Source organism: Nocardia gipuzkoensis, from assembly GCF_021183645.1.
Classification (GTDB): domain Bacteria; phylum Actinomycetota; class Actinomycetes; order Mycobacteriales; family Mycobacteriaceae; genus Nocardia; species Nocardia abscessus.
The window spans coordinates 198,931-223,528 of the sequence record NZ_CP089225.1 but is presented as its reverse complement, the minus strand read 5'-3'; the positions used below and the strand labels follow the sequence as shown (position 1 = coordinate 223,528).

25 protein-coding genes are annotated in these 24,598 nt (G+C 69.4%); 15 read left to right on the top strand and 10 right to left on the bottom strand.

The window, feature by feature from the left end:
* Positions 1-36 precede the first annotated feature (36 nt).
* The 5 genes from aztB (at position 37) to LTT66_RS00955 (ending at position 6,558) form a co-directional block, all read left to right on the top strand.
* Positions 37-2,043 carry a zinc ABC transporter permease AztB gene (gene aztB / locus LTT66_RS00975; RefSeq protein ID WP_233063277.1) on the top strand — a complete coding sequence of 669 codons (2,007 nt, stop codon included), beginning with the start codon at positions 37-39 and terminating at the stop codon, positions 2,041-2,043.
* Positions 2,040-2,957 (top strand): zinc ABC transporter substrate-binding protein AztC, encoded by a 918-nt coding sequence (gene aztC, locus LTT66_RS00970; protein WP_233063276.1) that lies wholly within the window; start codon positions 2,040-2,042, stop codon positions 2,955-2,957. Before aztB ends, aztC begins: the two co-directional genes overlap by 4 nt.
* 34 nt (positions 2,958-2,991) lie before the next feature.
* Positions 2,992-4,161 carry a zinc metallochaperone AztD gene (gene aztD / locus LTT66_RS00965; RefSeq protein ID WP_233063275.1) on the top strand — a complete coding sequence of 390 codons (1,170 nt, stop codon included), beginning with the start codon at positions 2,992-2,994 and terminating at the stop codon, positions 4,159-4,161.
* A 306-nt stretch (positions 4,162-4,467) separates the two neighbouring features.
* Positions 4,468-6,312, top strand: coding sequence for a hypothetical protein (locus LTT66_RS00960; RefSeq protein ID WP_233063274.1), 1,845 nt, complete (start codon positions 4,468-4,470; stop codon positions 6,310-6,312).
* Between the two features lie 96 nt (positions 6,313-6,408).
* The gene (locus LTT66_RS00955) at positions 6,409-6,558 is read left to right on the top strand and encodes a hypothetical protein (RefSeq protein ID WP_233063273.1); all 150 of its coding nucleotides are present in this window, start codon (positions 6,409-6,411) and stop codon (positions 6,556-6,558) included.
* A 20-nt stretch (positions 6,559-6,578) separates the two neighbouring features.
* On the opposite strand, the gene LTT66_RS00950 is transcribed toward LTT66_RS00955, so the two are convergent.
* Genes LTT66_RS00950 through fabG form a run of 4 tightly spaced genes read right to left on the bottom strand, consistent with a single transcriptional unit; the run spans position 6,579 to position 10,335 of the window.
* Positions 6,579-7,853 (bottom strand): ABC transporter substrate-binding protein, encoded by a 1,275-nt coding sequence (locus tag LTT66_RS00950; protein WP_233063272.1) that lies wholly within the window; start codon positions 7,851-7,853, stop codon positions 6,579-6,581.
* The gene (locus tag LTT66_RS00945) at positions 7,850-8,671 is read right to left on the bottom strand and encodes a carbohydrate ABC transporter permease (protein ID WP_233063270.1); all 822 of its coding nucleotides are present in this window, start codon (positions 8,669-8,671) and stop codon (positions 7,850-7,852) included. Before LTT66_RS00945 ends, LTT66_RS00950 begins: the two co-directional genes overlap by 4 nt.
* On the bottom strand, positions 8,661-9,527 hold the full coding sequence (locus tag LTT66_RS00940; RefSeq protein WP_233063268.1) for a carbohydrate ABC transporter permease: 867 nt from the start codon (positions 9,525-9,527) through the stop codon (positions 8,661-8,663). Before LTT66_RS00940 ends, LTT66_RS00945 begins: the two co-directional genes overlap by 11 nt.
* 55 nt (positions 9,528-9,582) lie before the next feature.
* Positions 9,583-10,335 carry a 3-oxoacyl-ACP reductase FabG gene (gene fabG / locus LTT66_RS00935; protein ID WP_233063266.1) on the bottom strand — a complete coding sequence of 251 codons (753 nt, stop codon included), beginning with the start codon at positions 10,333-10,335 and terminating at the stop codon, positions 9,583-9,585.
* 169 nt (positions 10,336-10,504) lie between these two features.
* On the opposite strand from fabG, the gene LTT66_RS00930 reads away from it, so the two are divergent.
* Together LTT66_RS00930 and LTT66_RS00925 are read left to right on the top strand one after the other, a co-directional pair.
* Entirely contained in the window at positions 10,505-10,981 is a 477-nt protein-coding gene (locus tag LTT66_RS00930) for an SRPBCC family protein (protein WP_233063265.1), read from the top strand.
* Between the two features lie 54 nt (positions 10,982-11,035).
* Positions 11,036-11,593 (top strand): TetR/AcrR family transcriptional regulator, encoded by a 558-nt coding sequence (locus tag LTT66_RS00925; protein ID WP_181725450.1) that lies wholly within the window; start codon positions 11,036-11,038, stop codon positions 11,591-11,593.
* Positions 11,594-11,609: 16 nt separating this feature from the next.
* On the opposite strand, the gene LTT66_RS00920 is transcribed toward LTT66_RS00925, so the two are convergent.
* Positions 11,610-12,167, bottom strand: a complete 558-nt coding sequence (locus LTT66_RS00920) for a hypothetical protein (RefSeq protein ID WP_233063264.1) — start codon at positions 12,165-12,167, stop codon at positions 11,610-11,612.
* Positions 12,168-12,991: 824 nt separating this feature from the next.
* On the opposite strand from LTT66_RS00920, the gene LTT66_RS00915 reads away from it, so the two are divergent.
* Entirely contained in the window at positions 12,992-13,483 is a 492-nt protein-coding gene (locus tag LTT66_RS00915) for a hypothetical protein (RefSeq protein ID WP_233063263.1), read from the top strand.
* 99 nt (positions 13,484-13,582) lie between these two features.
* Complete coding sequence (locus tag LTT66_RS00910) at positions 13,583-14,824, top strand: PepSY-associated TM helix domain-containing protein (protein ID WP_233063262.1); 1,242 nt, start codon at positions 13,583-13,585, stop codon at positions 14,822-14,824.
* 21 nt (positions 14,825-14,845) lie between these two features.
* Here LTT66_RS00910 and LTT66_RS00905 read toward each other — a convergent pair whose 3' ends face one another.
* The gene (locus LTT66_RS00905) at positions 14,846-15,493 is read right to left on the bottom strand and encodes a LysM peptidoglycan-binding domain-containing protein (RefSeq protein WP_233063261.1); all 648 of its coding nucleotides are present in this window, start codon (positions 15,491-15,493) and stop codon (positions 14,846-14,848) included.
* Positions 15,494-15,837: 344 nt separating this feature from the next.
* On the opposite strand from LTT66_RS00905, the gene LTT66_RS00900 reads away from it, so the two are divergent.
* Together LTT66_RS00900 and LTT66_RS00895 are read left to right on the top strand one after the other, a co-directional pair.
* The gene (locus LTT66_RS00900) at positions 15,838-16,377 is read left to right on the top strand and encodes an AAA family ATPase (RefSeq protein ID WP_233063260.1); all 540 of its coding nucleotides are present in this window, start codon (positions 15,838-15,840) and stop codon (positions 16,375-16,377) included.
* Positions 16,378-16,508: 131 nt separating this feature from the next.
* Entirely contained in the window at positions 16,509-16,709 is a 201-nt protein-coding gene (locus LTT66_RS00895) for a hypothetical protein (RefSeq protein WP_181725444.1), read from the top strand.
* A 93-nt stretch (positions 16,710-16,802) separates the two neighbouring features.
* Here the strand turns inward: LTT66_RS00895 and LTT66_RS00890 are convergent, their stop codons facing one another.
* The gene (locus LTT66_RS00890) at positions 16,803-17,474 is read right to left on the bottom strand and encodes a hypothetical protein (RefSeq protein ID WP_233063259.1); all 672 of its coding nucleotides are present in this window, start codon (positions 17,472-17,474) and stop codon (positions 16,803-16,805) included.
* Between the two features lie 223 nt (positions 17,475-17,697).
* On the opposite strand from LTT66_RS00890, the gene LTT66_RS00885 reads away from it, so the two are divergent.
* Positions 17,698-18,072 (top strand): hypothetical protein, encoded by a 375-nt coding sequence (locus LTT66_RS00885; protein WP_233063258.1) that lies wholly within the window; start codon positions 17,698-17,700, stop codon positions 18,070-18,072.
* A gap of 136 nt (positions 18,073-18,208) precedes the next feature.
* Here the strand turns inward: LTT66_RS00885 and LTT66_RS00880 are convergent, their stop codons facing one another.
* Positions 18,209-18,865 carry a hypothetical protein gene (locus LTT66_RS00880; protein WP_233063256.1) on the bottom strand — a complete coding sequence of 219 codons (657 nt, stop codon included), beginning with the start codon at positions 18,863-18,865 and terminating at the stop codon, positions 18,209-18,211.
* Positions 18,866-18,982: 117 nt separating this feature from the next.
* Here LTT66_RS00880 and LTT66_RS00875 point away from each other — a divergent pair, with 117 nt between their 5' ends.
* Positions 18,983-22,186 (top strand): BTAD domain-containing putative transcriptional regulator, encoded by a 3,204-nt coding sequence (locus tag LTT66_RS00875; RefSeq protein ID WP_233063254.1) that lies wholly within the window; start codon positions 18,983-18,985, stop codon positions 22,184-22,186.
* Between the two features lie 123 nt (positions 22,187-22,309).
* Here LTT66_RS00875 and LTT66_RS00870 read toward each other — a convergent pair whose 3' ends face one another.
* Positions 22,310-22,966, bottom strand: a complete 657-nt coding sequence (locus tag LTT66_RS00870; protein WP_233063253.1) for a hypothetical protein — start codon at positions 22,964-22,966, stop codon at positions 22,310-22,312.
* A 17-nt stretch (positions 22,967-22,983) separates the two neighbouring features.
* Here LTT66_RS00870 and LTT66_RS00865 point away from each other — a divergent pair, with 17 nt between their 5' ends.
* The gene (locus tag LTT66_RS00865; RefSeq protein WP_195068871.1) at positions 22,984-23,235 is read left to right on the top strand and encodes a hypothetical protein; all 252 of its coding nucleotides are present in this window, start codon (positions 22,984-22,986) and stop codon (positions 23,233-23,235) included.
* Positions 23,236-23,246: 11 nt separating this feature from the next.
* Here the strand turns inward: LTT66_RS00865 and LTT66_RS00860 are convergent, their stop codons facing one another.
* The gene (locus LTT66_RS00860; RefSeq protein ID WP_233063252.1) at positions 23,247-23,990 is read right to left on the bottom strand and encodes a hypothetical protein; all 744 of its coding nucleotides are present in this window, start codon (positions 23,988-23,990) and stop codon (positions 23,247-23,249) included.
* 209 nt (positions 23,991-24,199) lie between these two features.
* Here LTT66_RS00860 and LTT66_RS00855 point away from each other — a divergent pair, with 209 nt between their 5' ends.
* Positions 24,200-24,565, top strand: a complete 366-nt coding sequence (locus LTT66_RS00855) for a fatty acid desaturase (protein WP_233063251.1) — start codon at positions 24,200-24,202, stop codon at positions 24,563-24,565.
* Positions 24,566-24,598 lie beyond the last annotated feature (33 nt).

Below are 24,598 nucleotides of genomic sequence, written 5' to 3'. Positions count from 1 at the left end.
GAAATGAAAACCGTTATCATTGTAGAGTGCTGACCCATGGAGTGGTTGGCCCCGTTCGAGGTATCGTTCGTGCAGCGGGCGCTGTGGGGCGGGCTGCTCGTGTCGTGCCTGTGCGCCCTGGCGGGGACCTGGGTGGTGCTGCGCGGCATGGCTTTCCTCAGCGACGCGATGGCGCACGGCATGCTGCCCGGCGTGGCGATCGCCGCGCTGCTCGGCGGAAACCTGTTGCTGGGCGCGGCGTTCAGCGCCGCGGCGATGGCGGTCGGCGTCTCGGTGCTCGGCCGTGGCACCAGGTTCGCCGCGGACACCGGCATCGGGCTGCTGTTCGTCGGGATGCTCTCGGCGGGTGTGATCATCGTGTCCCGTTCGCCTTCGTTCGCGGTCGACCTGACCGGTTTCCTCTTCGGTGACGTGCTCGCCGTGGGGGAGCGCGACCTGTGGTACCTGGCAGCGGCCGCGGTCATCGCCGCCGCGGTCTCCGTGCTGGGTTACCGGGCGTTCGTCGCGCTCACCTTCGACCCGCGCAAGGCGCACACCCTCGGATTGCGGCCGCGCGTGGCGAACGTGGCGCTGATCGGTCTGGTCACCCTCGCGATCGTCGCGTCGTTCCACATCGTCGGTACGCTGCTGGTCTTCGGTCTGCTCATCGCACCGCCCGCGGCGGCCGTCTACTGGGTGCATCGCATCCCGGCGATCATGCTCACCGCCGCGGCGCTGGGTGCGGTGGCCACCGTTGCCGGGCTGCTGATCTCGTGGCACGCGCGCACCGCCGCGGGGGCGACCATCGCGGCGACCGCCGTCGGCCTGTTCTTCGTCTCGGCGCTGACGGCCTGGCTGCGCGAACGGGTCCGCTCCTTTCGCGTGACTCCGCAACCGCTGGCCCTGCTGCTGGTCCTCACCGCGATCACGCCCTTGATCGGTTGCGGGGCAGACGAATCCGGCTCTCCGTCGGTACCGACGCCACACGGGTACGTGGCGGGTGCGGAGGAGGCCGACGAGGCGCAGCCGCGTCTCGTCGTGGCCGACCACGCGACCGGCGCCGTGCGGGTGATCGACCTCGTCACCGAGAACGTCACCGACCTGGGTGGGTTGGCGGGCGTCGACCGCGTGCGCACCGACGGGCGCTTCGCGTTCTTGTCGGCCGGCGGCCGGGTGCGGGTCGTCGACGCGGGCGCGTGGACGGTCGACCACGGCGATCACGTGCACTACTACCGGGCACCCGCCCGCGAGCTGGGCACGTTCGACGGCGGTCCGGTGACGGGCGCGCACGGCGACAGCGCGCTCACGGCAGTGACTTTCGAATCGGGCGCCACCGCGCTGCTGGACCGGTCCGCGCTCGGCGCCGGGTCATTGCGCCGGGACGACGTGATCGCCGACGCGGCCGCCGTGCCGTATGCCGAGCACCTGCTCGTGGCGGTACCCGCCCGCGCGCAGGTCGAAGTCCGCACGCGCGACGGCGCACCGGCCGCGGTCGTGGCCGAGCGGTGTCCCGATCCGCGCGGCTCGGCGGTGACCAGACGTGGTGTCGTCTTCGGTTGCGCCGACGGGGCGTTGGTGGTGACGGCACGCGACGCGGTGTTCACCGGCGAGAAGATCCCCTATCCGCCCGGAACCGCCGACGCCGACCGCGCGACCGAATTCTTCCACCGCCCCGGCAGCACGACGCTGGCGGCGAAGGCCGGTCGGCGCGGCGTCTGGGTGCTCGATGTCCGGCGCAAGACCTGGACGCCGGTGGACACCGGTCCGGTGATCGCGGCGAACACGGCGGGCGAGGGCGCCGCCCTGCTGACCCTCACCGCGGACGGCGTCCTGCACAGCTACGACGCCGCGTCCGGCCGCGAGTCCGCCGGAGCGCGGCCGCTCGTCGCGCCGGTGCTCGACGGCGTGCCCGCGCCGGTGATCCTGGTCGACGAACACCGCGCCTATCTCAACGACCCCGTGGCTCGGCTGATCCACGAGATCGACTACACGGACAACTCGCGCGTCGCACGAACGTTCCCCCTCGACGTCACCCCGGCCGCCATGGTGGAGACGGGCCGATGAGACTCACCGCTCGTTTGTGCGCCCTGATCGGTGCCGCGCTGCTCGCGCTGCCCGCATGCTCGACCTCCGGCGCGGACCGCGCCGGAATCATCGTCACCACCAACATTCTCGGTGACCTCACCCGCGCCGTCACCGGTGACACGGTCGAGGTCACCGTCCTCATGCCGGCGGACGCGGACCCGCACTTCTTCGCGATCTCCGCTCAGCAGGCGGCCCAGCTCGAACGCGCGCGCCTGATCGTCTACAACGGCCTCGGCCTCGAGCAGAGCGTGCTGCACAACGTCGAGGCGGCCGAGGCGTCCGGAGTGGCCGGCGTATCCGTCGGTGCGGCGATCGATCCGATCAGCTACTCGGCGCAGGACGCGAACGGGAAGCCCGATCCGCACTTCTGGACCGATCCGCGCCGTGTGCGCAGGGCGGTGGAGGTGATCCGCGACCGGGTCGTCGAGCACGTCGACGGCGTCGACGCCGCGGCCATCCGCGCCCGGGCCGACGACTACCTGGCCGAACTCGATCGGCTCGACCGCTGGATGACCGAGCGGTTCGCGACGATCCCGGCCGAGCGGCGCAAGTTGGTCACCAACCATCACGTCTTCGGTTATCTGGCGCAGCGATTCGGTTTCGAAGTGGTCGGCGCCGTGATACCGGGTGGAACCACGCTCGCCTCACCGAGCCCGTCGGATCTCGCCGCGCTCGCCGGAACGATCCGCGCCGCCGGGGTGGGCGCGATCTTCGCCGATTCCGCGCAACCGGACCGATTGACGCGGGTGCTCGCCGATCAGGTCGGCGTGCACGTCCAGGTGATTCCCCTGTACTCGGAATCGCTCACCGAACCGGGGGGTGGCGCGGGCACCTACCTGGAGATGATGCGGGCCAACACCGAGTCGATCGTGCGCGGGCTCGCCGCCCCTTAGCGCCCAGCCAGTAGAACGAAAGACGGAGTCACCCATGCCTGTTCGGACACAAACCACGAAATCGGCTGCCCTGACCGGCTTGCTGACCGCAGTACTCACCGTCGCCGGGTGCGGCGCCGGCACCTCCGCGGAGCAGGACACCCGGCGTGAACGGATCGCCGACCCCGTCGCGGTCACCCACGACGGCGGAATCTACGTGCTGGACGGCACCACCCTCGACCTCGCCGAGACGGTCGGTCTGGACGGCTTCAACCGGCTCAACCCGGCGGGCGACGACCGGCACCTGATCGTCTCGACCAAAGAGGGCTTCCGCGTCTTCGACGCCACGGCAGCCGAATTCACCGGCACCGACTTCCCCGGCCCCGAGCCGGGACACGTGGTGCGCCATGCCGGGCGTACCGTCCTGTTCAGCGACGGCACCGGCGAAGTCGTCGCGTTCGACACCGCCGATCTCGCCGACGGCAAGCCGAAGACGTCGACCTACCGCGCGGCCGCCGCGCACCACGGCGTCGCGATCGAACTGACCAACGGCGACCTGGTGGTGACGCTCGGCACCGCGGACAAGCGCACCGGAATCGTGGTGCTGGACCGCAACCGCGCCGAGAAGGCGCGCAACGAGGACTGCCCCGGCGTGCACGGTGAGGCGACCGCCGCGGGCGAGGCTGTGGTGATCGGCTGCCAGAACGGCGTGCTCGTCTACCGCGACGGCAGGATCACCAAAGTGACCAGTCCGACCGCGTACGGCCGGATCGGCAACCAGGCGGGCAGCGACGCCTCGCCCGTCGTCCTCGGGGACTACAAGCAGGACCCGGACGCCGAACTCGAACGCCCACAGCAGGTCTCGCTGATCGACACGGTCACCGGCACAGTGCGGCTGGTCGACCTGGGCACCAGCTACACCTTCCGCTCGCTGGCCCGTGGCCCGCAGGGCGAAGCCCTGGTCCTCGGCACCGACGGCCGCATCCACGTGATCGATCCCGTCGCGGGGACGGTCGTCCGCACGATCCCGGTCATCGGCTCCTGGCAGGAGCCGCTGGAATGGCAGAAGCCGCGACCCGCGCTGTTCGTCCGCGGCGCCGCCGCCTACGTGTCCGACCCCGCCACCAAGCAGGTCCACCGCATCGAGCTGGCGAGTGGAGCGAAGACGGCGACCGCCACCCTGCCGGGCACACCGAACGAGCTGAGCGGTGCCGTCGGTCACTGACTCGGGACTGTCGCGCCCGCCTTCCCGCCGGACGTGATCGATGGCCCGCGGCCGCGGATTCCCGCCCGGGACTACTTGCTGTTTCGCGGGCCGCTCAGCGAGGCCGGGCAATGGGGCAGCCGTGGACCTGCTGCCCCTGCCCTGGACCGGCATCGCGGGGACCGCGGCGCTGATCGAGGAATTGCGGGCCGACGCGTCACCGGACGTCGAGGAGATCGAGCCGTCGAGTTCCCCGCCGTATCGGCGGAAGCGGACATTGCCCGATAGGACCGATTCCCGGCCCGACCGACGCTACGGTGGGATGACATGGATACTGCTGTGCTCACCCTTCCGGAGTCCGCGCGCGCCCCGCGGTCCGGGGCGTCGGCGCGGGATCGGTTCCGGAAGATCGCGCGGCCGGTAGTCGTCGTCGCCTGCTGCCTGGTCGTGGTGCAGCTGGCGATTCGTTGGTGGGTAGCGGGCAGCGGGTACTTCTACTGGGACGATCTCATCCTGGTCGGCCGAGCGGCCCGATTCGGTCTGTGGTCCACCGACCTGCTGCTGTACGACCACGACGGACACTTCATGCCGCTGGCCTTCGTCACGGCCTGGGCGGTGACCGCCGTGGCCCCGCTGACCTGGGCCGGTCCGGTGGTGGTGCTGGTCGTCATGCAGTTGGGCGCGTCGGTGGCGGTGGTACGGATGCTGCTGTTGCTGGTGGGCCCACGCTGGTCGATCCTGACTCCACTGGTCTTCTACCTGTTCTGCCCCTTGACGATTCCGGCGTTCGCCTGGTGGGCCGCCGCCCTGAACGCCCTGCCGTTGCAGTTCGCCCTGGCCTGGGTGATCGGTGACGCGGTGCTGCTGGTGCGGACCGGCCGCCGCCGATACGCGCTGTCCGGGGTAGCGGTGCTCGCGGTGGCACTGCTGTTCTTCGAGAAGTCGGCGATCGTGCCGTTCGTCGCCTTCGCCGTCACGGCGCTGGTCTGCCACGTCGACGGCCGCGCGGCCGCGATCGGAGTGGTGGCGCGGAGGGGGGCGGCGCTGTGGCTCGGTTCGGGCGCGGTGCTGGCCTGCTGGTCGATCGGTTATCTCGTGGTCGTCGACGACCCCGCCGTGCCGAGTAGCGCGGACGAACTGCGCGACCTGCTGCCCGGCGCGGCTTCGCTGGGAATCGTGCCCGCCTTGTTCGGCGGGCCTTGGGTGTGGGAGCGCTGGCTGCCGTCGACGCCGTGGGCGGATCCCCCAGGATGGGCGGTGGCGGCGGCCTGGATCGCACTGGCCCTGGTGGTGGCACTGTCGATGCGTGCCCGGCAGCGGATCGGGGCGGTCTGGCTGACGGCCGCGGCCTATGTCCTGATCGCGCAGCTGGCCGTGGCATTGGCGCGGGGCGGGCCGAACACCGCGGGCGAGCTCATGCAGTCGCTGCGCTACTTCGCCGACATGGCCGTGGTGGTGGCCGCCGCGGGTGCGCTGATGCTGCGCGCTCGCCCCCGGCCGTCGCGCGGCCCGCTGCTCGCGGCGCTTCCCGGCCGGTCTGTGACGGTCGCGGTGACGGTGGCGTTCCTGGTGAGCAGTCTGTGGTCCACGCGGACGTTCGTGCAATCGTGGCGTGTCGGTCCCACCGAAACCTATGTCACGAACGTGAAATCGGCACTGCGCGCGTGGGACGGCGCGCCCCTGCTCGAGCAAGAGGTGCCGTGGAATGTCTTGAATCCGTTGGCGTATCCGCAGAACCTCACCAGCAACGCGCTGGCGCCCGTGGCAGCTCCCGGCACGTTCGCGGACTCGACACCCCACTTGCGCATGATCACCGACGAGGGGGAGATCGTCGAAGCGGCGGTCTGGTGGAACCGGATCATCCTCCCCGGACCGGAGCCCGGCTGCGGGCACCGGATACACGGCAGCACTCCGGCCCGCCTGCCCCTCGATGGCCCGATGCTCGGGAACAAATGGACGGCACAGCTCAACTACCTCGCCAGTCGCGATGGTCGGATCAGCGTCGCCATGGAACAAGGCGAGACCGTGTCGGCGCCGGTCCGCAAGGGGCCGAACACCGTGTTCGTCCGCGTCGTAGGCAGCGGTTCGGCACTTCGAATCGTCTCCGAGACAGCAGGTCTCGAACTCTGCATCGGTGTCGGCCCGGTCGGCGTCGCGTCGTACGACAACTGAGCGGCGGCCGGTTTTCTCGGCGTACTCGGCCGATCCGTAGGCGACCACCCGCCCCAGGGCGCTGGCCCGCGCTGAGGGCTCTCGGCCCTGGCCATCATGGCCCACCGAACCGCCGCGAAGGGCGCCGACTCGAACTTCGATGAGGTGCGCGCGCGGATCCAGCGGCGTCTGCACACCCTGGGATATCGCCATTCCACATCCGTGCTGTTCACCGCCCAGCGGCAGTGGGTGGACTGGTCCCACTGATCGTCGCGCCGCGTGCTCGCTCAGTTCTGGGCGGCGGCCGACTCGGCTGCGGAGCGTGCGCGGGACAGCGCTTCCGGCACCGGTATCCGGCCGAGATACATTTCGGCGAAGATCGGTTCGACCGCTCGGAGTGCTGCCGGGAAGCCCGGCCCGCCGCCGGGGGAGATGCGCGGGCCGCGCAGCACGTCGAAGAAGGGCGAGACGTCTACTCCCTTCCCGCCCCAATACTCGCGATAGCGCTGTTGTTCGGAGACGACGGCCGGAATGGCGGCGCCGCCCTCGGCCAGGTAGCGATTGCCCGCGCCGCTGCCCAGCCAGGCCAGGACCCGGCGCACCGCGTCCGGATGCCGGGTGGCGGCGTTCGCGGCGACGCCGATCGCGTTGTTCGTGCTCACCCGTCCGTCCGGGCCCTGGGGCAGGAGCGCTACGCCCCATGGGAAGCGGGCCTGCTCGGAGATCTGCGCGAGGTTGAACGTTCCCGACTGGAACAGCGCGAGTTTGCCTTGCAAGAAGGCGTTCTTCGCGAAGTCGGGATTGGTGTTGGTGTCCGCGGGCGAGGGCGTGAGCCCGTCGGCGACCAACCGCACCAGATAATCGAACGCCGCGACGCCCTGCGGGCTGTCGAAGACGAAGCGGTCCTGCTCGTCCTGGAATCGCGCTCCCGCCGAGCCCAGATACGGCAGCTCGATGGACTGGAAGTCGTGGCCCGCGTTGTACGCCCATGCGGCGACCGCCGCCAGCCTGCGCAGCAGCGGTCGTAACCTGTCCTCGCCGTTCGGACTCCACCGCAGCGCGGCCAGCTCGGCGGGATCCACCCGTGCGGCCGCGAGCAATTCCCGGTGGTAGTACACCGCTGTACCCGCGTCGACGAATTGCGGTACTGCCCAGAGCGTTCCGTCGCGCGTGTACTGCGCCACCGCCGACGGGTCCCAGGACCGCGCGGCCTCTGGACCGAGCATCGTCCCGATGTCGAGCAACCGCCCGGCATCGGCGTAGTCCTCGTACAGGTTGGTCCAGAACAGGTCGTCGGCGGTCCCGCCCGCCACGTCCAAGCGCAGCTTCTGCGGATAGGACCGCCACGGCACCACCGTGATCCGCACTTCGAGGTCTGGATTCGCCCGCTCGAACTCCGCGAGCGAGGCGCGATAGCGCGGAACGAAACTCTCGTCCCAGATCCGCAACCCCACCACGGTGCGGCCGCTACCGTCACCGCCGCGGCCCAGCCACAAGACGGCGCCCACCAGCAGCGCCGCGGCGAGCGCGAGGGCGAGCAGCACGCGGGTCGAGGTTCTCATTTGACTCCCGTCCACGCGATCGAGCGCAGCACCTGCCGCTGGAAGACCACGAACAGCACCACCAGCGGCGCGATGGCCAGCGTCGTGGCCGCCATCACCAGGGTCCACTGCGCGTTGTACCGGGTCTGCAGATTCGCCGTGGCCACGGTCAGCACCTGCCACGAACGCCCACTGCTCGCGACCAGCGGCCACATGAAGTTGTTCCACTGCGAGACGATCGTGATGAGCGTCAGCGTCGCCAGCACCGGCCTGCTCATGGGCACCATCACGTGCACGATGATGTCGAGGGTGTTCGCGCCGTCGAGCCGCGCCGCACCGATCAGCTCCGGTGGGATCGCGCGAAAATACTGACGCAGCAAGAAGATCGCGTAGGGCGAGCCGAACACGAACGGCAGTACCAGTGCCCAGAAGGTGTTCAGCAGCTCCAGGTGCGCGAACATCAGATACAGCGGGATCAACGTCACGATGGGCGGCACCATCATGGTGGCCAGATACACCCAGAACAGCGCATCGCGGCCCGGGAACTCGGTGCGGGCGAACGCGTACGCCGCCGCCACCGAGGTGACCAGCTGGCCGCCGGTGACGAAGATCGTCATCAGCGCGGTCACCAGCACCGCCCGTCCGAACCCGTAGTCGAGGACGGTCCGGAAGTTGTCCGTGGTGGCCGGATGCGGCAGGGCCAGCGGCGACCCGGCCGCGAACTGGTCGGGCGTCTTCACCGCGGTGACCGCGCTGAGCAACAGCGGCGCGACGGTCAGCAGCGATCCGGCCGAGACCACCGCGTAGGCCGCCGCCGAACGCAGACGTTCAGAACTCATAGGTGGTCCGATCCCGGAAATAGCGGTGCTGCGTCACGGTGATCGCGAACATCACCGCGAATACCACGAGCGCCATGACGGCGGCGCGCCCCGGCCGAGCCGCGTCGAACGCCTCGGCGAAGATCCGCATCGCGACCACGTCCGTGCGATCGCCCGGCCCGCCCTTGGTCAGCGCGTACACGGTGTCGAAGGTCTGGAACGCGGTGAGTACGCCCGTGACGAGCACGAAGAACATGGTCGGACGCAGCAGGGGCAGGATCAGCCAGCGGATCCGGCGCCAGCCGGTGGCCCCGTCCAGTGCTCCCGCGTCGAGGATCTCACTCGGTATCGCGCGGATCCCGGCCACGAAGAACAGCGCCACGTACCCGAAGTTCGCCCACACGCTCACCGCGGCCACCGACGGCAGTGCCAGCGCCGGATCCGACAGCCACTCGATGCGCCGACCGAGCACGGCGTTGACGGCGCCCCCCGTGGGCGCGAACATCCACTGCCACACCACGCCCACCGCCACCGGCGCGCACATCCACGGCAGCGCGTACAGCACCCGCAGACTCGTCGCACCGCGCCGCCGCGCCAGCAGCGCAGCGACCGTGAAACCCAGCACGGTCTGCGCGGGGACCACGATCGCGGTCAATGCCAGCGTCACCAGCAGGGCATGGCCGAACGCGGCGTCACCCAGTACCGAGCGCCAATTGCTCAGTCCCACGAATCGCATGGGCCCCAACAGGTTCCAGCTGTGCAGGCTGAGCCATGACACCACCAGGATGGGCAGCACCAGGAACACTCCGACACCGATCAGGCTCGGCAGCAGAAGAACATAGCTCGTCACCGTACGACGAGCCGCACGCCGGTTCATGTGCTGCGACGTTACCGCCCCCGCCCGCCGCCGCACGCCGGGCGGGGCGGCGGCGTCAGTCGGTCGGACCGCCCGCCACGTAGATCACCTGGCCGGAGACGAAACCCGCGCCCTCGCTCACCAGGAACGAGGCGGTATGCGCGATGTCCTCGGGAGTGCCGACGCGCTGCACCGGAATCTGCGCGGCGGCCGCTTTCTGGAAGTCCTCGAACGAGACGCCGACGCGATCGGCGGTGGCGGCGGTCATGTCGGTGACGATGAAGCCGGGGGCGATGGCGTTGGCCGTGACGCCGAACTTGCCCAGCTCGAACGCCAGGGTCTTGGTGAAGCCTTGCATGCCCGCCTTGGCCGCCGAGTAGTTGGCCTGGCCGCGATTGCCGAGCGCCGAGGTGCTGGACAAGTTGACCACCCGTCCCCACTTCTGCTCGACCATGTACTTCTGCACCGCGCGGGTGAGCAGGAACGCTCCGCGCAGGTGCACATTCAGCACCGCGTCCCAGTCCTCGACGGTCATTTTGAACAGCAGGTTGTCGCGCAGGATGCCCGCGTTGTTCACCACGACGGTCGGCGCGCCCAGTTCGTTCTCCAGTTGCCGGACGGCGGCGGCCACCGACTCCTCGTCCGACACGTCGGCGCCGAGTGCGACGGCCTGCCCGCCCGCCTCGGTGATCGCGCCGACGGTGCCCGCGCAGGCGGCCGCGTCGAGGTCGAGCACGCCGACCCGGAGCCCGTCCGCGGCCAATCGCTCGGCGATCGCCGCACCGATCCCTCGTGCGGCGCCGGACACTATTGCAACTCGCTCGCCCATGAGCGCATCCCTTCGTCGGTCGGATGTCGAGTCAGTCATACCGCACCGTCTCCGCCGTGGCGGCGGCGGCGACCCGCTGCCGGGCACTGTGCGCGCATCGGCGCCGGAATTACCGCGAGCCTCGAGCAGAAGGCTTGCTCAGCTTCCCGTCCGATGCTTCGATCGGCACGTGACCGACCAGAACGAGGTTCCCCGTATCGTCAGCGCCAGCCGCGAGATCAGCGCGGGTCCGGCGGAGATCTTCGAGCTCATCGCCGATCCCGCCGAGCAGCCACGGTGGGACGGCAACGACAACTTGGCCGAGGCCGCGACGGGGCAGCGGGTGCGGGCGGCCGGTGCGGTCTTCAGCACCAGCCTGACCAACGGAGCCGTCCGCGACAACCACGTGGTCGAGTTCGCCGAGGGCAGTCGTATCGCATGGCGCCCGTCCGAACCCGGCAAAGAGCCGCCCGGCCACCTCTGGCGCTGGGAGCTGGAGCCGGTGGGCGAGGGCCGCACCCGGGTGACCCACACCTACGACTGGACGACGCTGACCGACGAGAAGCGCCAGGTCCGCGCCCGCGCGACCACGGCGGACAAACTGTCGGCATCCCTCGACCGTCTCGCCGAACTCGCTGAACAGCGGGCGGTTCCGGCGCAAGGATAATTGGGCGTTCGGCGTGCTGCGGCCGGTCCATCGGGGTCCGGTAGCCTTGCCCGAATGACCTCGCCACGCCGTGGGAACAGGGGGCCGAAGGCGGCGGCCGGCAATCGGGCAGCCTTGATCCAGGCGGCGCGGGAGGTCTTCGCGGACAGCGGCTTCGACGCGCCGTTCAGCTCCATCGCACGGGCCGCCGGGGTGGGTCAGGGCGTGCTCTATCGGCACTTCCCGACGCGGGAGAGCATCGCGCTCGCGGTGTTCGAGGAGAACATCGACGGCATCGAGGCGCTGGCGGCCGACCCCGCGGTCACCGTGGACGATCTACTGGCGATCATGGTCGAGCAGATCACCACCTCGGCGGCGTTCATCGCGATGATCCATCCGACCGACACCGACGACATGCGCCTGTTCGAGGTGGCGCGCCGGCTGATCACCCTCATCGCGGAAAAGCTCGAGGACCCGGGTCAGCGCGGCACGATCAGCGCGGACATCACCACCGCGGACGTTGTCATGGCGCTGGCGATGCTGGCGGCCATCCTGGCCAAGACCGACGCGCAGTCGAAAAAGGAGACCGCCCGGCAGGCGTGGGCGCTGCTGGACCGCGCCCTGCGCGGCTGAGGTCGCGGCGACGCGTTCAGGGCGACCGGTCGATGGATGTCAGCGCGTCGGCGACGCGTTCGAAGGACCGGATCACGTGCAGCAGTCCATTGGCGAATTCCCGTTGCGCGAAGTCTATTCCGGTTTCGGCCGACCAGCGCGCGAGCAACCGGTGTACCGTGGCCTCGGCGCCGCGGGTGCGCAATCGCACCGCAGCGGCGTGGGCCTGTCGCTGTATCGAATCATCCACGGCGACAATGCCTTCGGCGGTATGAGCGGCGGAGTCACTGATGATGTCGACCAGTTCGACGAGCTCGTCGGCGAGCCCGATCAGATCGTGGATCTGCGCGATCTCGGCGGTGATCGCCATGTGGTCGATGCAGCAGCGCAGCAGGACGCCCAGGTGGCGCAGGTGCCCGGGCAGCGGGCGGACCGGTGTGCCCAGTGGGGTCAGATCCGCCAGGCGGTGCCGGATGCTGAACGGGTCGGCCGGGGGAGCGCCGAACTCGGCGAGAACGATGGCGCCCGTGCGGAGATCGAACGCCGTCGCGATGAGCGGATCGTCCGGATCGGCACGACTGGTGGACGTGAGCATGCGTCTCCTGATGATCGTCGCCGAGACGCCGACTTGCCCATGCCGCCCCCTCGGTCGCAGGTGGAATCGTCGGGCGGCAATCGTTCGGTAGAGTTTGCCACAATATTGCCGACAGGGATGTTTCAGGCCTGGTGAGATTCCGGACAGCATTGTCCGGTAGGGACCAGTTTGAACGATGCGCGCAGTGTCGTCAAGCTGTCGCCCATGGTGCGTTCCGCAAGCGCGGGCGGGTGCGCGGCGCATGCGCATACGCCGGAAAATGCTGTTGGAGTGAGGTTCTAGGGAAGAGTGCCGGGCGACGCGGCGCGTGCGCCGGGTGTTCCGATTCTCGAGGCGCTACCCGTCTCTGTCTGTCGCGATCGGGCGACCGGCCATATGCCTGCGGTGAGAAGTCGTGGCGGTAGGTGAATCAGGCGGTTTGACCAACAAGTTGCTATGTGGGTGAGATAGGTCACAATACGGCTCGCTCGAAGCGTTCTCGTGGGCTCGCCGCCCGCCTTAGTGTGTGTGCGGCAGAACCTTCCGGCGAGGGTACGGCGATCCGCCCTCACCCGCCGTCCCGCTCTCCGGATCCTTCGCTGGTTCGGCATGCGGCCGCCCACGGGCCGCCCGACTCGCTGATCCGCGACGGCCGGCACGATGGCTGGTACCCATCGGAGTTGGTGTCCGCGGCCGGACCTATCGATACCTTCATTGGTGATAGCGGGATGGGAACCATGGCTGTACGATCCGTCGATTCCATTGACCGAGGCGCTCCAGGACTGCGCTCCGTCGCTCGCTGGCGAGCGCAGGCTCGCCGGTACCCACATCGGTACCGCTTGGCGGTGGCCGCACCCGACGTAGCGGACGTCGTGCGCTACGCAGGCGGGTGGCTGTTCGATCGAACCGTCGCGGGATGGGAGGTCACGGTGCTGGTGGCCGGGCACCCGGATACCCGCCCGCTGCGCATCCTCGGCGCGACGGTGCTCGACCTCGAGCAGTTCATGGCCGCGCCGGTGCGCGAGACGTGGCCGCACTCGATCGCTGTCGCATCCGAGATGTACCGAGGCGACAGCCGAGTTCGCGACGGCGTACTCGACTGCCTCGATCGCGGGCTCACCGAGGTGACGATGTGGGGAGAGGGCCTTCCCGCCGAACTCGACCATCGGGTCTGGGCGGTCCAGCATCGAGTCAGCCTGGCCGGACGCGCCTTCAAAGCGCGAGCGCTGCAGGCCGCCGGGCTCGCGACCGACGTGGTCGCCCACACCGAGGCGTTCCGGGCAGGGGAGTCGCCGATGTACCGGAGATACGGCGTCGACCTCGTGCCCGCAGGGTGACCGGGAATCGGAGGCGGGCCGGGGGATTCGCTCTCGTTGACCGTCGGAGCTCGCTCTGCCCACTCCGGGGAAGGTACTTTTTCAAGTTAGCCTACCCTTATGAACGCGACCGCGGTGGTGCCCGAGCCTGGCAAGCGGATCGTCCGAGCGCGGAAACGTTCTCGAAAACCCGCGCGGCGCACGCTGATCTCGATACACCGCTGGTCGGCGTTGATACTCGGCTCGGTCCTCGTTCTCCAGTCGACATCCGGCGCGATCCTGCTGTACCACGCCGAACTGTTCCGAGCCCAGCACGCCTCGTTCTATCGGCACACGGACGCGCCGCCGGTAGTCGACACCGAACATGCCGTCGCGTTGGTCCGGGCAGCCGATCCCGGTTTCGACGCAGGCTGGGTCGGCCGGGACGGCGGCGTGATCGTGGTCGGGAACACGACGTTCACCGCCGCGTACTCCGTCGATCCGGGCACCGGACGGATCAACGAGCGGGTGAATCTGACCGACGGTGTACTCGGCTGGCTGGTCAACCTGCACGACTGCGCGTTCGGCTGTCTGCGCTACTCCGGTGCGCTGCCGATCCTGGAGAACCAGGCTCCGCTCATCGGCATCACGTGGGCGGCGTCGATTCTCTGTGCGCTCGGCGTGCTGCTGATATCGCTCGCGGTGTCCGGTGCGATCATCTGGTGGCCGTCGCTCAATCGGCTGCGCAACGGGTTCCGGGTCCGGCTGCGGAAGGGGCGATTCGCTCGGGACCGCGACCTGCACAGCGTCCTCGGCGTTCTCGCCGTACCGTTCCTGCTGATGTGGGGGATCACCGGAATCACCATGGAGTGGCCCGCCGTCGGGCGGGCTTGGCTCGTCGTCACCGGCGGCACCGCGAACCTCGAACGCACCGAGAAGTACTTCGTGCCGCGTTCGGACGGCGCCGGCCGGACGTCGATCACCATCGGCGAGGCCGGCGCGATCGCGCACCAGGCCGCTCCCGGCAGGCTCGCTTATCTTCTGCTGCCCACGGATTCCGCCCCCTACTACCGAGCCTCCGTCGCCGGCGCCTATTCACCCCGCGAGCACCGCCTCTTCTACAGCGGTGACGTCTTGGTGTACGTGAACGCCTACGACGGTTCCGACATCAAGGTGGTCGACGCGAGTCACGGCAGACCGCTGGCGAACACCTTCTACGCCAAAGTCTTCGAGCCCGCGCACTTCGGCTGGATGGTGAACGGATGGTGGCGACTGGTGTGGCTGGCCTTCGGCCTGACTCCGCTCGCGCTCGCGCTCACCGGCTTGTCGACCTGGCTGTTCCGCCGCCGAACCAAATATCGTCGAGACCACGCGACCGCCTAGCCGAACGGACTTCCCGATGGGTCAGGACGGGAAGTGGACCACCTGGCGGGAGAAGAGCGAGTCGGGCTGCACGAGGTGATTCGCCGCTGCGACGACCCCTACCCTGGTGTCCAGATCCGCGGGTCCGTACTCGTCCTCGCACATCGATCGGAGCGTATCGCCCGCCACGCTGCGGCGGCGGTTCAGGCCGGGCACGACGAGCACCTGGCCGGGTTCCGGTTCCGTCTGCAGGGGCAGGTGGTTCGCGAGGGCGATGATCAGCGCGAGATGGTCGTCGCCGTACCACCGCGCGGCGAGTATGCCGAACGTCTCGCCTTCGATCACCGTGTGGTGTCCGACATCGGCGAGTTCCGGCATGTGCAGCCACGCACCGCGCTGAATCTCGTGTTGTGCCACGCCGTTGACGACTTCCCAGATCAGCTGGACGTCGACGTCCTCGGTTCCGTAGTGGCGGTGCGTGATCTGCTTGCGCGCCGCGGTGGAATCGGTCGTGGTGACCAGATGGCGGCGCGTGATGTACGGGATCAGGAGCTGTTGCCCGATTTCGATCGAATCGGGATCGGCCAGATGGTTCTGGCGCGCGATCGCCGGGAACAAGTCGCCATCTCCGTACTCCCGCTGCGCGATCTCGAAGAGGGTGTCGCCGGGTCGAACTTCGTACTTCTTCATCTCTCGCGTTTCCTTTCCGAGGCTGCCGACAGGTGGTGACGCGCACGGGGCCGGCCGAATTCGTCGCTGCCGCGAATCTCGAGTCCGGCCGCCCCCGTACGCGCACATGCTGTCCACGCGGGGTTCGCGCACCTCCGAATGCTCGTCGTTCCCGGTCGCACGATCGTGAGTAGCGGACTACTCGTTTTCGCCGGTTGCCTCGCGGCGTGCCGAACCGGCTCGATCAGGGTTCGCTGGCACGAGAAAGTGCGCGCCGACATCGACCAACTCGACACGCTGCCCTCATGAGCGACCGTGCCGGGCATCGTGGCCGCGGACAGGTCACGCGACTACCTTGCAGGAACGTGACCGGTGAAGTGATCATTCTGACCGGCCCGCCCGGGGCGGGTAAGACGACTGTGGCCGAACTGCTCGCCTCCGAAGCGAGCTCCCCGGCGGTCCACCTGACAACCGACCAGTTCTATCGCTCGATTCGCAGCGGATTCGTCCTGCCGTTCCTGCCCGCAGCGCACCGGCAGAACGAAGTGGTCATCGACGCGGTCGTCGCAACCGTCACGACGTTCGCACGCGGCGGCTACGACGTCGTGGTCGACGGGATCGTCGGACCGTGGTTCCTGCCACCGTTCCGTGCGGCCGCGGACCGCGACGGCCTGACGTTGTCCTATGTGGTCCTCAGGCCCGACCTGGACACCACGTTGTCGCGCGCGAGGCAGCGCGCCGAACACGAACTGAAGGATGTCGAGGCGATCACGGGCCTGTACGCCGCGTTCGAGCGTCTGGCCGACCTCGAGGACCACGCGATCGACACCGGGCAGCTCGACGCCGTCCAGACGGCCGCCGAAGTCCGGCGCGTCCTCGCTTCGGGCGAATACCGATTGAGTTGAACCCGGGAGACGAATCTTTGCGATCGTATGAAGAAGCTTCCGGGCTGATTTACGCCCCATGCGGCGGGTAGCACGAAGACGTGGCGCGCAGAGCCACAGTCGGTTTCATCCGCTACCGAAAGGAGCAAGTGATGGCAGACAAGAACAACCCCGGTCAGTTCGGTAACCGTTCGGACACCGAGGAGCAGGCGCGCCGCGGCGGCCAGGCCAGCACCGGAAGCTTCGGCTCGAGCCACTCGGCCGACCCGAGCGCGGCCGGACGTAAGGGCGCGGAAGCCCAGCCTACTGAAGCGAAGGCGCGTGGCGGCCAGCACAGCCACAGCGGTCGCTGACACCGATCGAACCCGGGCCGGGCGGTATCGACCGCCCGGCCCGTCGGCGTACCGGAACGTTCCCGCTGGGTTCCGCCAGACCCGGCGAAGGGCCTACACCCAAGGGGCTACGGGGTACCAGGGAATGATGTCGCGCATCGTCGGCAGGCGAACGTCCCAGTAGAGAAAGGTGAAGACGCCGACGATGAGCAGTGCGGTGGCGCTGAGGAGGCTCACCCGGCGCGGGTCGGCTTGGAACCAGCGTTGCAGGCGGCCACCGACGAGCACGGTGAGGATCAGCAGGGCGGCGAGGATCAGGATGTTGCCGAGGGACTGCAAGACGAAGGCGCCTGCGGCGTACAGGGGATTTCCCTCTTCGGCGACATCGCGAAACAACTTGCGGAACAGAGGGAACGGGCGACCGATCAGGAAGGCGCCGATCAGGCCGCCGAAGAAGACCAGGGGTGCGTTGGGGAAGCGGGCGGCGATGCGGGCGAACGGGTCGCGCACGAAGCCGAGGACGGCGAGGCCGAGGTAGATCATGATCAGCCCGATCACGCCGAATACCACCATCGATTGGACGAGGCGCGCCGGTAGCAGGCCGGGTTGGCTGGGCGCGGTGGCGAATTGCGGCATATCGGTGCCGAAGGTGCCGACGACGACGCCGTAAACGGCGGACACCACGACCATTCCGGCCACCATCCACAGCAGTGGCCGCAACACCGCCCGCATTCGGTTCCACCAGTCGCCCGCGCCGCCCGCGAGCGGAGCCACCGCACCGAACACGGCGATATTGTATTGTCGAATATCTGTGACCGGCAGTTCCAGGGAATGGCCGACAACAACACTGAACTTGCGCCGGTGCGGCGGCATCTCGTCCCGGGGGCGTCCTGGGCGACCGGCCGTCAATTCCGCGCAGGCGCCTGTGAACTCGACCACCGCGTGAGGAAAGATGGTGACCATGATCGCATCTCGAGTGTTTCGTTCGTCGTGGCGTACCGTGCCCGCGGTGCTTGCTGTCGTCGCTTTCGCGGCCGGAGGCGTCGCGACCGCACAGGCCGCGCCCGGCATTCCGTCGGTGCCGGGCACCGTGCATCGCCTGCAGCTCAACCCCGGTCAGAACAGCGCCGAGACCAGCGGCAATGTCGGCCAGGGCAAGTCCGACAGCTACTCCATCGCCACCACTCCGGGTCAGCGCCTGAGCTTCGACGTCACCTCCGCGAACGGCAACGCCCGCGTCTCGGTGGCTCCGCTGATCGGGCCGCAGGTCGCCGCCGAGGTTCCGCATGCCGATCTCGTCGCCGACGGCAACGACTACCAGGTCGTCGTCTCTTCCGCGGACGGCGCGGCGGCAAGTTACGTGCTGACCGTCACCGTCGCCTGACGTTTCCCGTTCGTCTCGGCGACAATCGGGAACACCCCGGTCTCCCGCCGGTCTGATCGTTCGTACCAGAACGCGCCGGACCGGCGGGAGCGATTGTCTTCCCTAGGAGCAGGCTTCTCGACCAGGATCGGCCCGATCACGCGGTCCGCTCGTCATCCGACGAGGTCAGGCGCTTCGCCCAGCGACGCAATCCGCTGGGCCGGCGCAGCATCAGGACCCCGATCGCGGCGACGGCGATACCGCGTGGCGCTTCGTAGATGAATCCCGACAGCCCCTGAGTGGCGGGAATCGGGAGGAAGAACCCCACCATGCCGAGCAGCGTGAGCACCGCGATCCAGCGCGCCACCGTGTTGTTGCGCAGCATGCTGGCGCCCAGCAGGCCCATTCCGGTGAGCATGACCACGCCGCCGATCGTGTTGAGCAGCGCGAACGCGGTGGTGTCGATCATGTTGTCGTTGTCGGCGATCAGGTGCGCGGTGGCGGGATCGGACGCGAACGGATGGGCGACGAACACTTCCACGGTGAGATGCCCCGCCCCGGTGACAATATTGCCGACCAGATAGCAGACCGTCCCGACGAATCCGGCCACGCCGAGCTTCGGCCGCAGCCACGCGTACATGCCGGGCAGGCCGAGGATCAGCAGGACCGTGCCGATGCCGAGCAGGATCTGCGCGATCGGCGTGCCAGGGGCGGTGAGCGCCTCGACCGAATGGCCCTTTCCCGCGACGATCGGATGCAGGGTGCCGCCCGCGATGCACAGGACGCCGCCGATGGTCAGCGCCGCACCGCACATCCGCAGTACAGTCTCGCGAGAGGGGCCGCCTATGACGGCCCGATCTTCGCCGGTGGTCGGGGTTGGCAGGAGTGCTGGGGTGTGTGTCATGAGCCAAGAGTCGACCAGGGCGCTGGTGTGACGCTGGTGCGCGGCGGGTCCGGCGACCACCCGCCGGCCATCGCGGTGCTCGGACCGCTCGAGGTGCGCGGTCCGGACGGCGCCCGCCTCACCATCCCGGCGCGCAAACACGCCGACCTCCTGGTCATCCTCGCCGCCGAGCGCACCACCCGCAGCGCGCACTACCTGTGCGAACTGCTGTGGCGAGGAAACCCGCCCGACAGCGCCCTGGTCACCCTGCAGGGCTACGTGTCGCGGCTGCGCCGGGCGCTGCGGCCCATCCCCGACTTCTGGATCGAGACGGGTCCGAACGGCTACGTGCTGCGGTGCGGCGGATCGGGCACCGATCTCGACCTGCTCGACGTACTGTCCAGGGACGCCCGCGCGGCCCACGCCGACGGGGACGTGGCCAGGACCGTCGATCTGCTGGAACGCGCCCTGCGCCTGTGGCGTGGCGACGCGTTGTCGGACGTCGACGACGTCGCCGAACTCGCGCCGGAACGGGGGCGTCTGGACGAGTTGCGATCGGAACTCGTCGAATTGTGCGCCGAAGGACTGATCGTGCTGGGCCGCGCACGGCACGCGGTCACAATCCTCACCGACGAACGGGAACGGCATCCGCATCGCGAGGGCACGGCCAGGCTGCTGGCGCTGGCGCTGCGCGACAGCGGGCGGATCGCTGAGGCGCTGGACGTTCTCGTCCGGTTGCGGCGTTCGCTGCGCGAAGATCTCGGGCTCGATCCCGCACCCGACACGGTTCGGATCGAGCACGAGATCCGCAATCCGGCGACGCCGTCGACGGGGCGGTCGGCCCTCGTCGGACGTGCCGACGTCGCCGCTGTCCTCGACCGCGCCCGCGACCGCTCGCAGCAGGGGCTGACCGTCGTGACGGTGCGCGGCGCCCCTGGAATCGGCAAGACGGCCGTGGTCGAGGACGCCGTGCGACGCCACGGCGACGCGGCCTTCTTCACTGCGGGCATCAGCGGCGTGAGTGCCTCTGCCCTGGCGACGCTGACGCCGTGGCTGGATCAGGCGGCTCTGGCCGGGCGCGTCGTCCCCGACCTCCCGACGCCGCGCGCGCTCGCCGCGCTGTTCGCGGACGTGGCGCGCGAAACCGGCCGGCTGGTCGCGATCATCGATGACGTGCAGTGGGCCGATCCCGATTCGGTACGGATGATCGCGGCGGCCGTGCGGGTGCTGCGCGCCCACCCCGTCCTGCTGATGCTCACCGTCCGGCCCGAGCCGCTTCCGGACGAGGTGGGCGCCGCGGTGCGGTCACTGCAGTCCGCAGGAGCCCATGTCGCGGTGGAACTGCCGCCGCTGTCCGACGGGGCCGTGGACGAGCTGGTGCGCGCCGGTCCGGGGTCGGTCGATCCCGAGGTGCGCGCTCAGATCGTCGAGTTGAGCGGGGGCAGTCCCTTCGTCGCGGCACAACTGTGCGATCTCGTCCGGGCCGGCCGGCCGCTGGATGCCGGGGGCGCGGCGGCCGAGATCACGGCGGCGAAGCTGGGCGCCGTTTCGCCGCCGGCCCGAGCGCTCGCCGAGGTGCTGGCCGTCATCGGCCCGCGCGCTTCGATCGGACTGCTCGCCGCCGCCGACGGCGCTGCGGGGTTCGACGATCGAATCGGTGAACTCGTCGCCGCGCGGGTCGTCTCGGTCCAGGACGGCGTCGCCGCCTTCGGGCACGAACTCGTGCGCGCCGCCGTGCTCGCCACGATCGGTGGGGTACGGACAGCGCTGTTGCACAGACGGATCGCGGACGCGCTGGCAGAGCTGCGACCCGGCGCCCTGACCGCGCAGGCACTGCATCGCAGCGCCGCCGCACTCGACGCACTGGATTCCGCTGCGGCGCACGCCTGTCTCGCGGCCGCGCGGGACGCGCTGCGGCGCGACGCGGCCACCGAGTGCGCCGACCTTGCCGCGCGCGGAATCCGGCACGCGGATCCGGATGATGCGGAGCTGTCGATCGAGTTCGATTTGCTCGCGGGCCAGGCGCACAACCGGCTCGGCCACTACGACGCGGCCGCCGCGTGTTTCGACCGAGCCGGTCGGCGATGCGGTGAACGCCGCGACTGGTCGGGACTGGCGCGCACCGCGCTGCTGGCGGCGCCGCGGGGTGTAGCCGGTTACTTCTCCGGATACGGTGTGGTGCAGTCCGGTTCGTCGGCGTTGCGCGCACAGGCACTGGCTCATCGCCTCGATCTCGACGCCGATCTGGTCGCCGACGTGGAAGCGATCGAGGCCGCCGACCGCGCGATCCACGGCATCGCGGGCGATCTCGACGCCCTGGCCGAGGCGCGGGCGCGCAGCGCACCGGGCAGCCGATCATGGCCGCAGGTACTGCTGGCCGAATTCGTGTGTACCTGGGAACCGGCCACCGTCGCCGACCGGCGCAAGATCGCCGAGGAACTCGAGGAACTGGCGGGCCACGACCGCACGGCGCGGGCGACGGCGGTCCACTTGCGCCGGGTCTGTGCCCTGGAGGCGGGCGATCTGCGGCTGGTGCGCCGGCTGTCGGCCGAGTTCGCCAGGCTCGCCTCCGACGCAGGCACCGATCTCGCGGCCACCCAGCTGTGGTGGCAGGTGATGCTCGCCGTGCTGCGTGGCGACTACCAGCAGTCACGGGCGCTGATGACGCGCTTCGCCGACGATCTGGGCGCGGTCGACGACCGGGCTCGGCTGCTCGCCGAGGCGTCGGTGCTGACGAGCAGTTCGATCGAGCTGTGGCACAGCGGACGCCTCGGCGAGGTACTGGGCGAAGCCGACCGCATGGCGGAGGACTTCGACGAGGACTTCGCGCTCGTGGTCGCGATGGCCGCGGCGGAGATCGACGACCACGACCGGGCGATGTCATCGATCGAGTCGATCATCGCCTTGCCGGGAAGCCTGCACGGACCGCGCGTCGTCGTGCGCGTGCCGCTGCTGATCGAGGCGCTGCTCGTAGTCGGCCGGCGCGCGCCCCGGTATCGCGACCGGGTGGTCGAGTTCACCGCCGAACTCGAACCGTTGACCAGGGAGTGGGGGGAGACGTTGATCGTGCAATGGCCGGGACTGGTGTGTCTCGGCCCGTCCGGGCTCTACCGCGGTACCGCACGTGGAATCCTCGGTCTCCCTGGCGCCCGCGACGAGGTGATCGCCGCGCGGAACCGGGCGCGCGCACTCGGCGCGCGGCCGTACGAGTCGCGTGCGGAGGCCCGCCTGTCCCTGTGGCCGTTCGCCTGAGCCGTAATCCCCTGCGCCGGAGAGCAGCTCACGGATGCCGCTACGATCGCACCCTCCGTGGCTCGGGCTCACGGCCACGAGCAGCGGTGGATACGGGCCAACCGATAGCGGGGAATTCGTTGGTCAGGAGTCCGCAGGGGGTGGTGTTCGGACGGCTATCTCGCCGGTCAGTGCGTAGTCGCCGGACAGCCGGAGGCCGTCTCCGCTCCAGAACCGGCCCGGGTCGTACCAGTCGGGGCTCCGGTGTTGCGGCAGCAGTCCCATCGCTTGGTATGTCGCGGCCACGATTTCGGCGCAGTACGCGTTCTCCGCCTCTCGGGCCGTGGATCGCCGCGACTTACGGCGCGGCAGGCGCGCGCGGCCGCGTAGCCAGCGTGCCGCCAGACCGGCCGTAGAGGGGAACGGGGTGCCGTCGAGCCGGGCGATGGTGCGCAACACGCTGTCCTCCATCTCCCGGGTGGCAGCCGGGTCCAACTGGCGCAACCAGGCCTGCTGACCGTAGCGGTGCGCCCACACCAGCACGGCATCGCGCAGGTTGTGCAACTGGACGCCACGATGCGCGTTACCCGACCACATGTCGGGCAGGGATCGCCCGAGTTCCGCGTGCCAGATCAACGCGGGCAGATCATCGATCACGACGGACATCCCGACATGGTTCACCGGACTGTTCGTCGTCATCCGGATCACCCGGTCGGCTGTCGAATGGCCTCGGAAAAGCCAGATGTCGCCTGTCCTGGTGACCTCGACCGCTCGGTCGAGACTGATGCCCGCACCCGTCATGGTCGTAGCCTATGCGTATGAGGTGGTGGAAGGCATTGGGATTGGCGGGTGCGGCCGGTGTGGTCGCCACTGGTGTGGTGGTGGTGCGCGCCGAGCGTCGCCGCCGTGCCTATACCCCGGACCAGGTCCGAGAACAACTGCATGTGCGATTCGCCCAGGCGACGTCGGCCCGGGAAACCGTCGAAACCACCGCGGAACCGCGGGCGCTCGCCGGTATCGGCGGGTACATCCGACGATTGTTCCGCCGCCGACCCGCGCAGCGGCAGTGAACACAGCCTGTTCACTCTCGCCGGGCCGGTTCGCCCGCGCGTCTCGATCCGGTGATGCGATACGGCAGGCGAAGGGCTGTGGGCGGATGGTTGTACACCCATTGGGCGACGGCTGTGATGGCCGAGCCGAGTGACGTGGCACCGGCCAGCAGCGCCCAGTGGGTCAATCCCGCGGTGTCGTAGGAGACTTGCCTGACTCCCGGCACGATGAGGCTGCCATTGCCGAAGGCCCAGCTCGTCACCATTCCGACCTGTCCACCCAGGTCCGAGCTGCGGGCGAGCGGGGCGCGCAGCTCGGGGGCTTTGCTGGTGACGTAGAGCACGGTGAGCACGACCAGCGCCGCGGTGGTCACCGTCGAGATCGTCGCCACCCGCGCCAGCACCTCGGTGCGATACCGCAGATTCGCCGCCACCGCGCAGACGGTGACGACGATCGCGGCCGCGGCGAGAAGCGCCAGGGCGCCACTGATCCGCGCGGCGGGTGGCAGCGACGACGACCAGAGGTTCAGGTAGGAGGTGGTCGCGCTGACCCGGCCGAAAGCGTTGGCGCTGGCCTTGCCGTCGGCGCCGGCGACCCGCAGCCACGGTTGGAACAGCAGGAGAAGCGTGACGAGACCGCCCGCCGCGGCGCCCAGATAGCCCCAGTAGCCGTGCAGCGCCGACCGGAGCGGGCGGGAACCGGCGAGCCGTCTCGGCGCCGCGCTCGGTACTCGTTCGAGTCGAGAGTCGTTGGCCGACCAGGGAGTTGGCTGCACGTCGCTCCGAATCAGAAGTAGCGGCAGTCCGCCGCGGGTCCGCAACGGACCCGGTCCGGACAGAGGGGTATCCGGACCCTAAGCGCTGCACGATCTTCGAAGAACGATTGCGATCAGCGCGATCTTGAATACGAGTTCGGCCGGACCGCGACCGCTTCCGTCGTGTAACCGCAATCGAGCGCGTCGCGCAGGGGGAGGCGGTCCGCCAGTTGCGCGTCGACGCGGCCGCGATCACGGTGCTCCACGGCGCGGCGTTCGCCGCGTACGGGGTTCACTGGTGGATGTTGCTCGCGGCGTTGGCCGGGCGCGGCCTGATCGTCTCGCTGTCGGACAACGCGTATCACTACGGGACCGACCTCGACGATCCGCTCGAGGCGCTGAACCTGGAACTGCCCGCGCCACTGGAGATCCTGGCGCTGAGCTTCAATCTGCACGGTATGCACCATCGCCGTCCGGGCCTGCGCTGGTACGAACTCCGGCCCGCCTTCGACGCCGAGAACGGCAGGTACGACTCTGGCTGGTTCCGTGCGGTGGCCCGCCAGATTCGCGGCCCGATCGGACTCACCGATCGCTGAGCCGACCTGCGCGGGGTGCGGCGGTGACGCCGT

Coding starts and splice junctions, on each gene's coding strand:
- aztB (WP_233063277.1), top strand. CDS start 37: ATGGAGTGGTTGGCCCCGTTCGAGGTATCGTTCGTGCAGCGGGCGCTG.
- aztC (WP_233063276.1), top strand. CDS start 2,040: ATGAGACTCACCGCTCGTTTGTGCGCCCTGATCGGTGCCGCGCTGCTC.
- aztD (WP_233063275.1), top strand. CDS start 2,992: ATGCCTGTTCGGACACAAACCACGAAATCGGCTGCCCTGACCGGCTTG.
- LTT66_RS00960 (WP_233063274.1), top strand. CDS start 4,468: ATGGATACTGCTGTGCTCACCCTTCCGGAGTCCGCGCGCGCCCCGCGG.
- LTT66_RS00955 (WP_233063273.1), top strand. CDS start 6,409: ATGGCCCACCGAACCGCCGCGAAGGGCGCCGACTCGAACTTCGATGAG.
- LTT66_RS00950 (WP_233063272.1), bottom strand. CDS start 7,853: ATGAGAACCTCGACCCGCGTGCTGCTCGCCCTCGCGCTCGCCGCGGCG.
- LTT66_RS00945 (WP_233063270.1), bottom strand. CDS start 8,671: ATGAGTTCTGAACGTCTGCGTTCGGCGGCGGCCTACGCGGTGGTCTCG.
- LTT66_RS00940 (WP_233063268.1), bottom strand. CDS start 9,527: ATGAACCGGCGTGCGGCTCGTCGTACGGTGACGAGCTATGTTCTTCTG.
- fabG (WP_233063266.1), bottom strand. CDS start 10,335: ATGGGCGAGCGAGTTGCAATAGTGTCCGGCGCCGCACGAGGGATCGGT.
- LTT66_RS00925 (WP_181725450.1), top strand. CDS start 11,036: ATGACCTCGCCACGCCGTGGGAACAGGGGGCCGAAGGCGGCGGCCGGC.
- LTT66_RS00920 (WP_233063264.1), bottom strand. CDS start 12,167: ATGCTCACGTCCACCAGTCGTGCCGATCCGGACGATCCGCTCATCGCG.
- LTT66_RS00910 (WP_233063262.1), top strand. CDS start 13,583: ATGAACGCGACCGCGGTGGTGCCCGAGCCTGGCAAGCGGATCGTCCGA.
- LTT66_RS00905 (WP_233063261.1), bottom strand. CDS start 15,493: ATGAAGAAGTACGAAGTTCGACCCGGCGACACCCTCTTCGAGATCGCG.
- LTT66_RS00895 (WP_181725444.1), top strand. CDS start 16,509: ATGGCAGACAAGAACAACCCCGGTCAGTTCGGTAACCGTTCGGACACC.
- LTT66_RS00880 (WP_233063256.1), bottom strand. CDS start 18,865: ATGTGCGGTGCGGCGCTGACCATCGGCGGCGTCCTGTGCATCGCGGGC.
- LTT66_RS00870 (WP_233063253.1), bottom strand. CDS start 22,966: ATGACGGGTGCGGGCATCAGTCTCGACCGAGCGGTCGAGGTCACCAGG.
- LTT66_RS00865 (WP_195068871.1), top strand. CDS start 22,984: ATGAGGTGGTGGAAGGCATTGGGATTGGCGGGTGCGGCCGGTGTGGTC.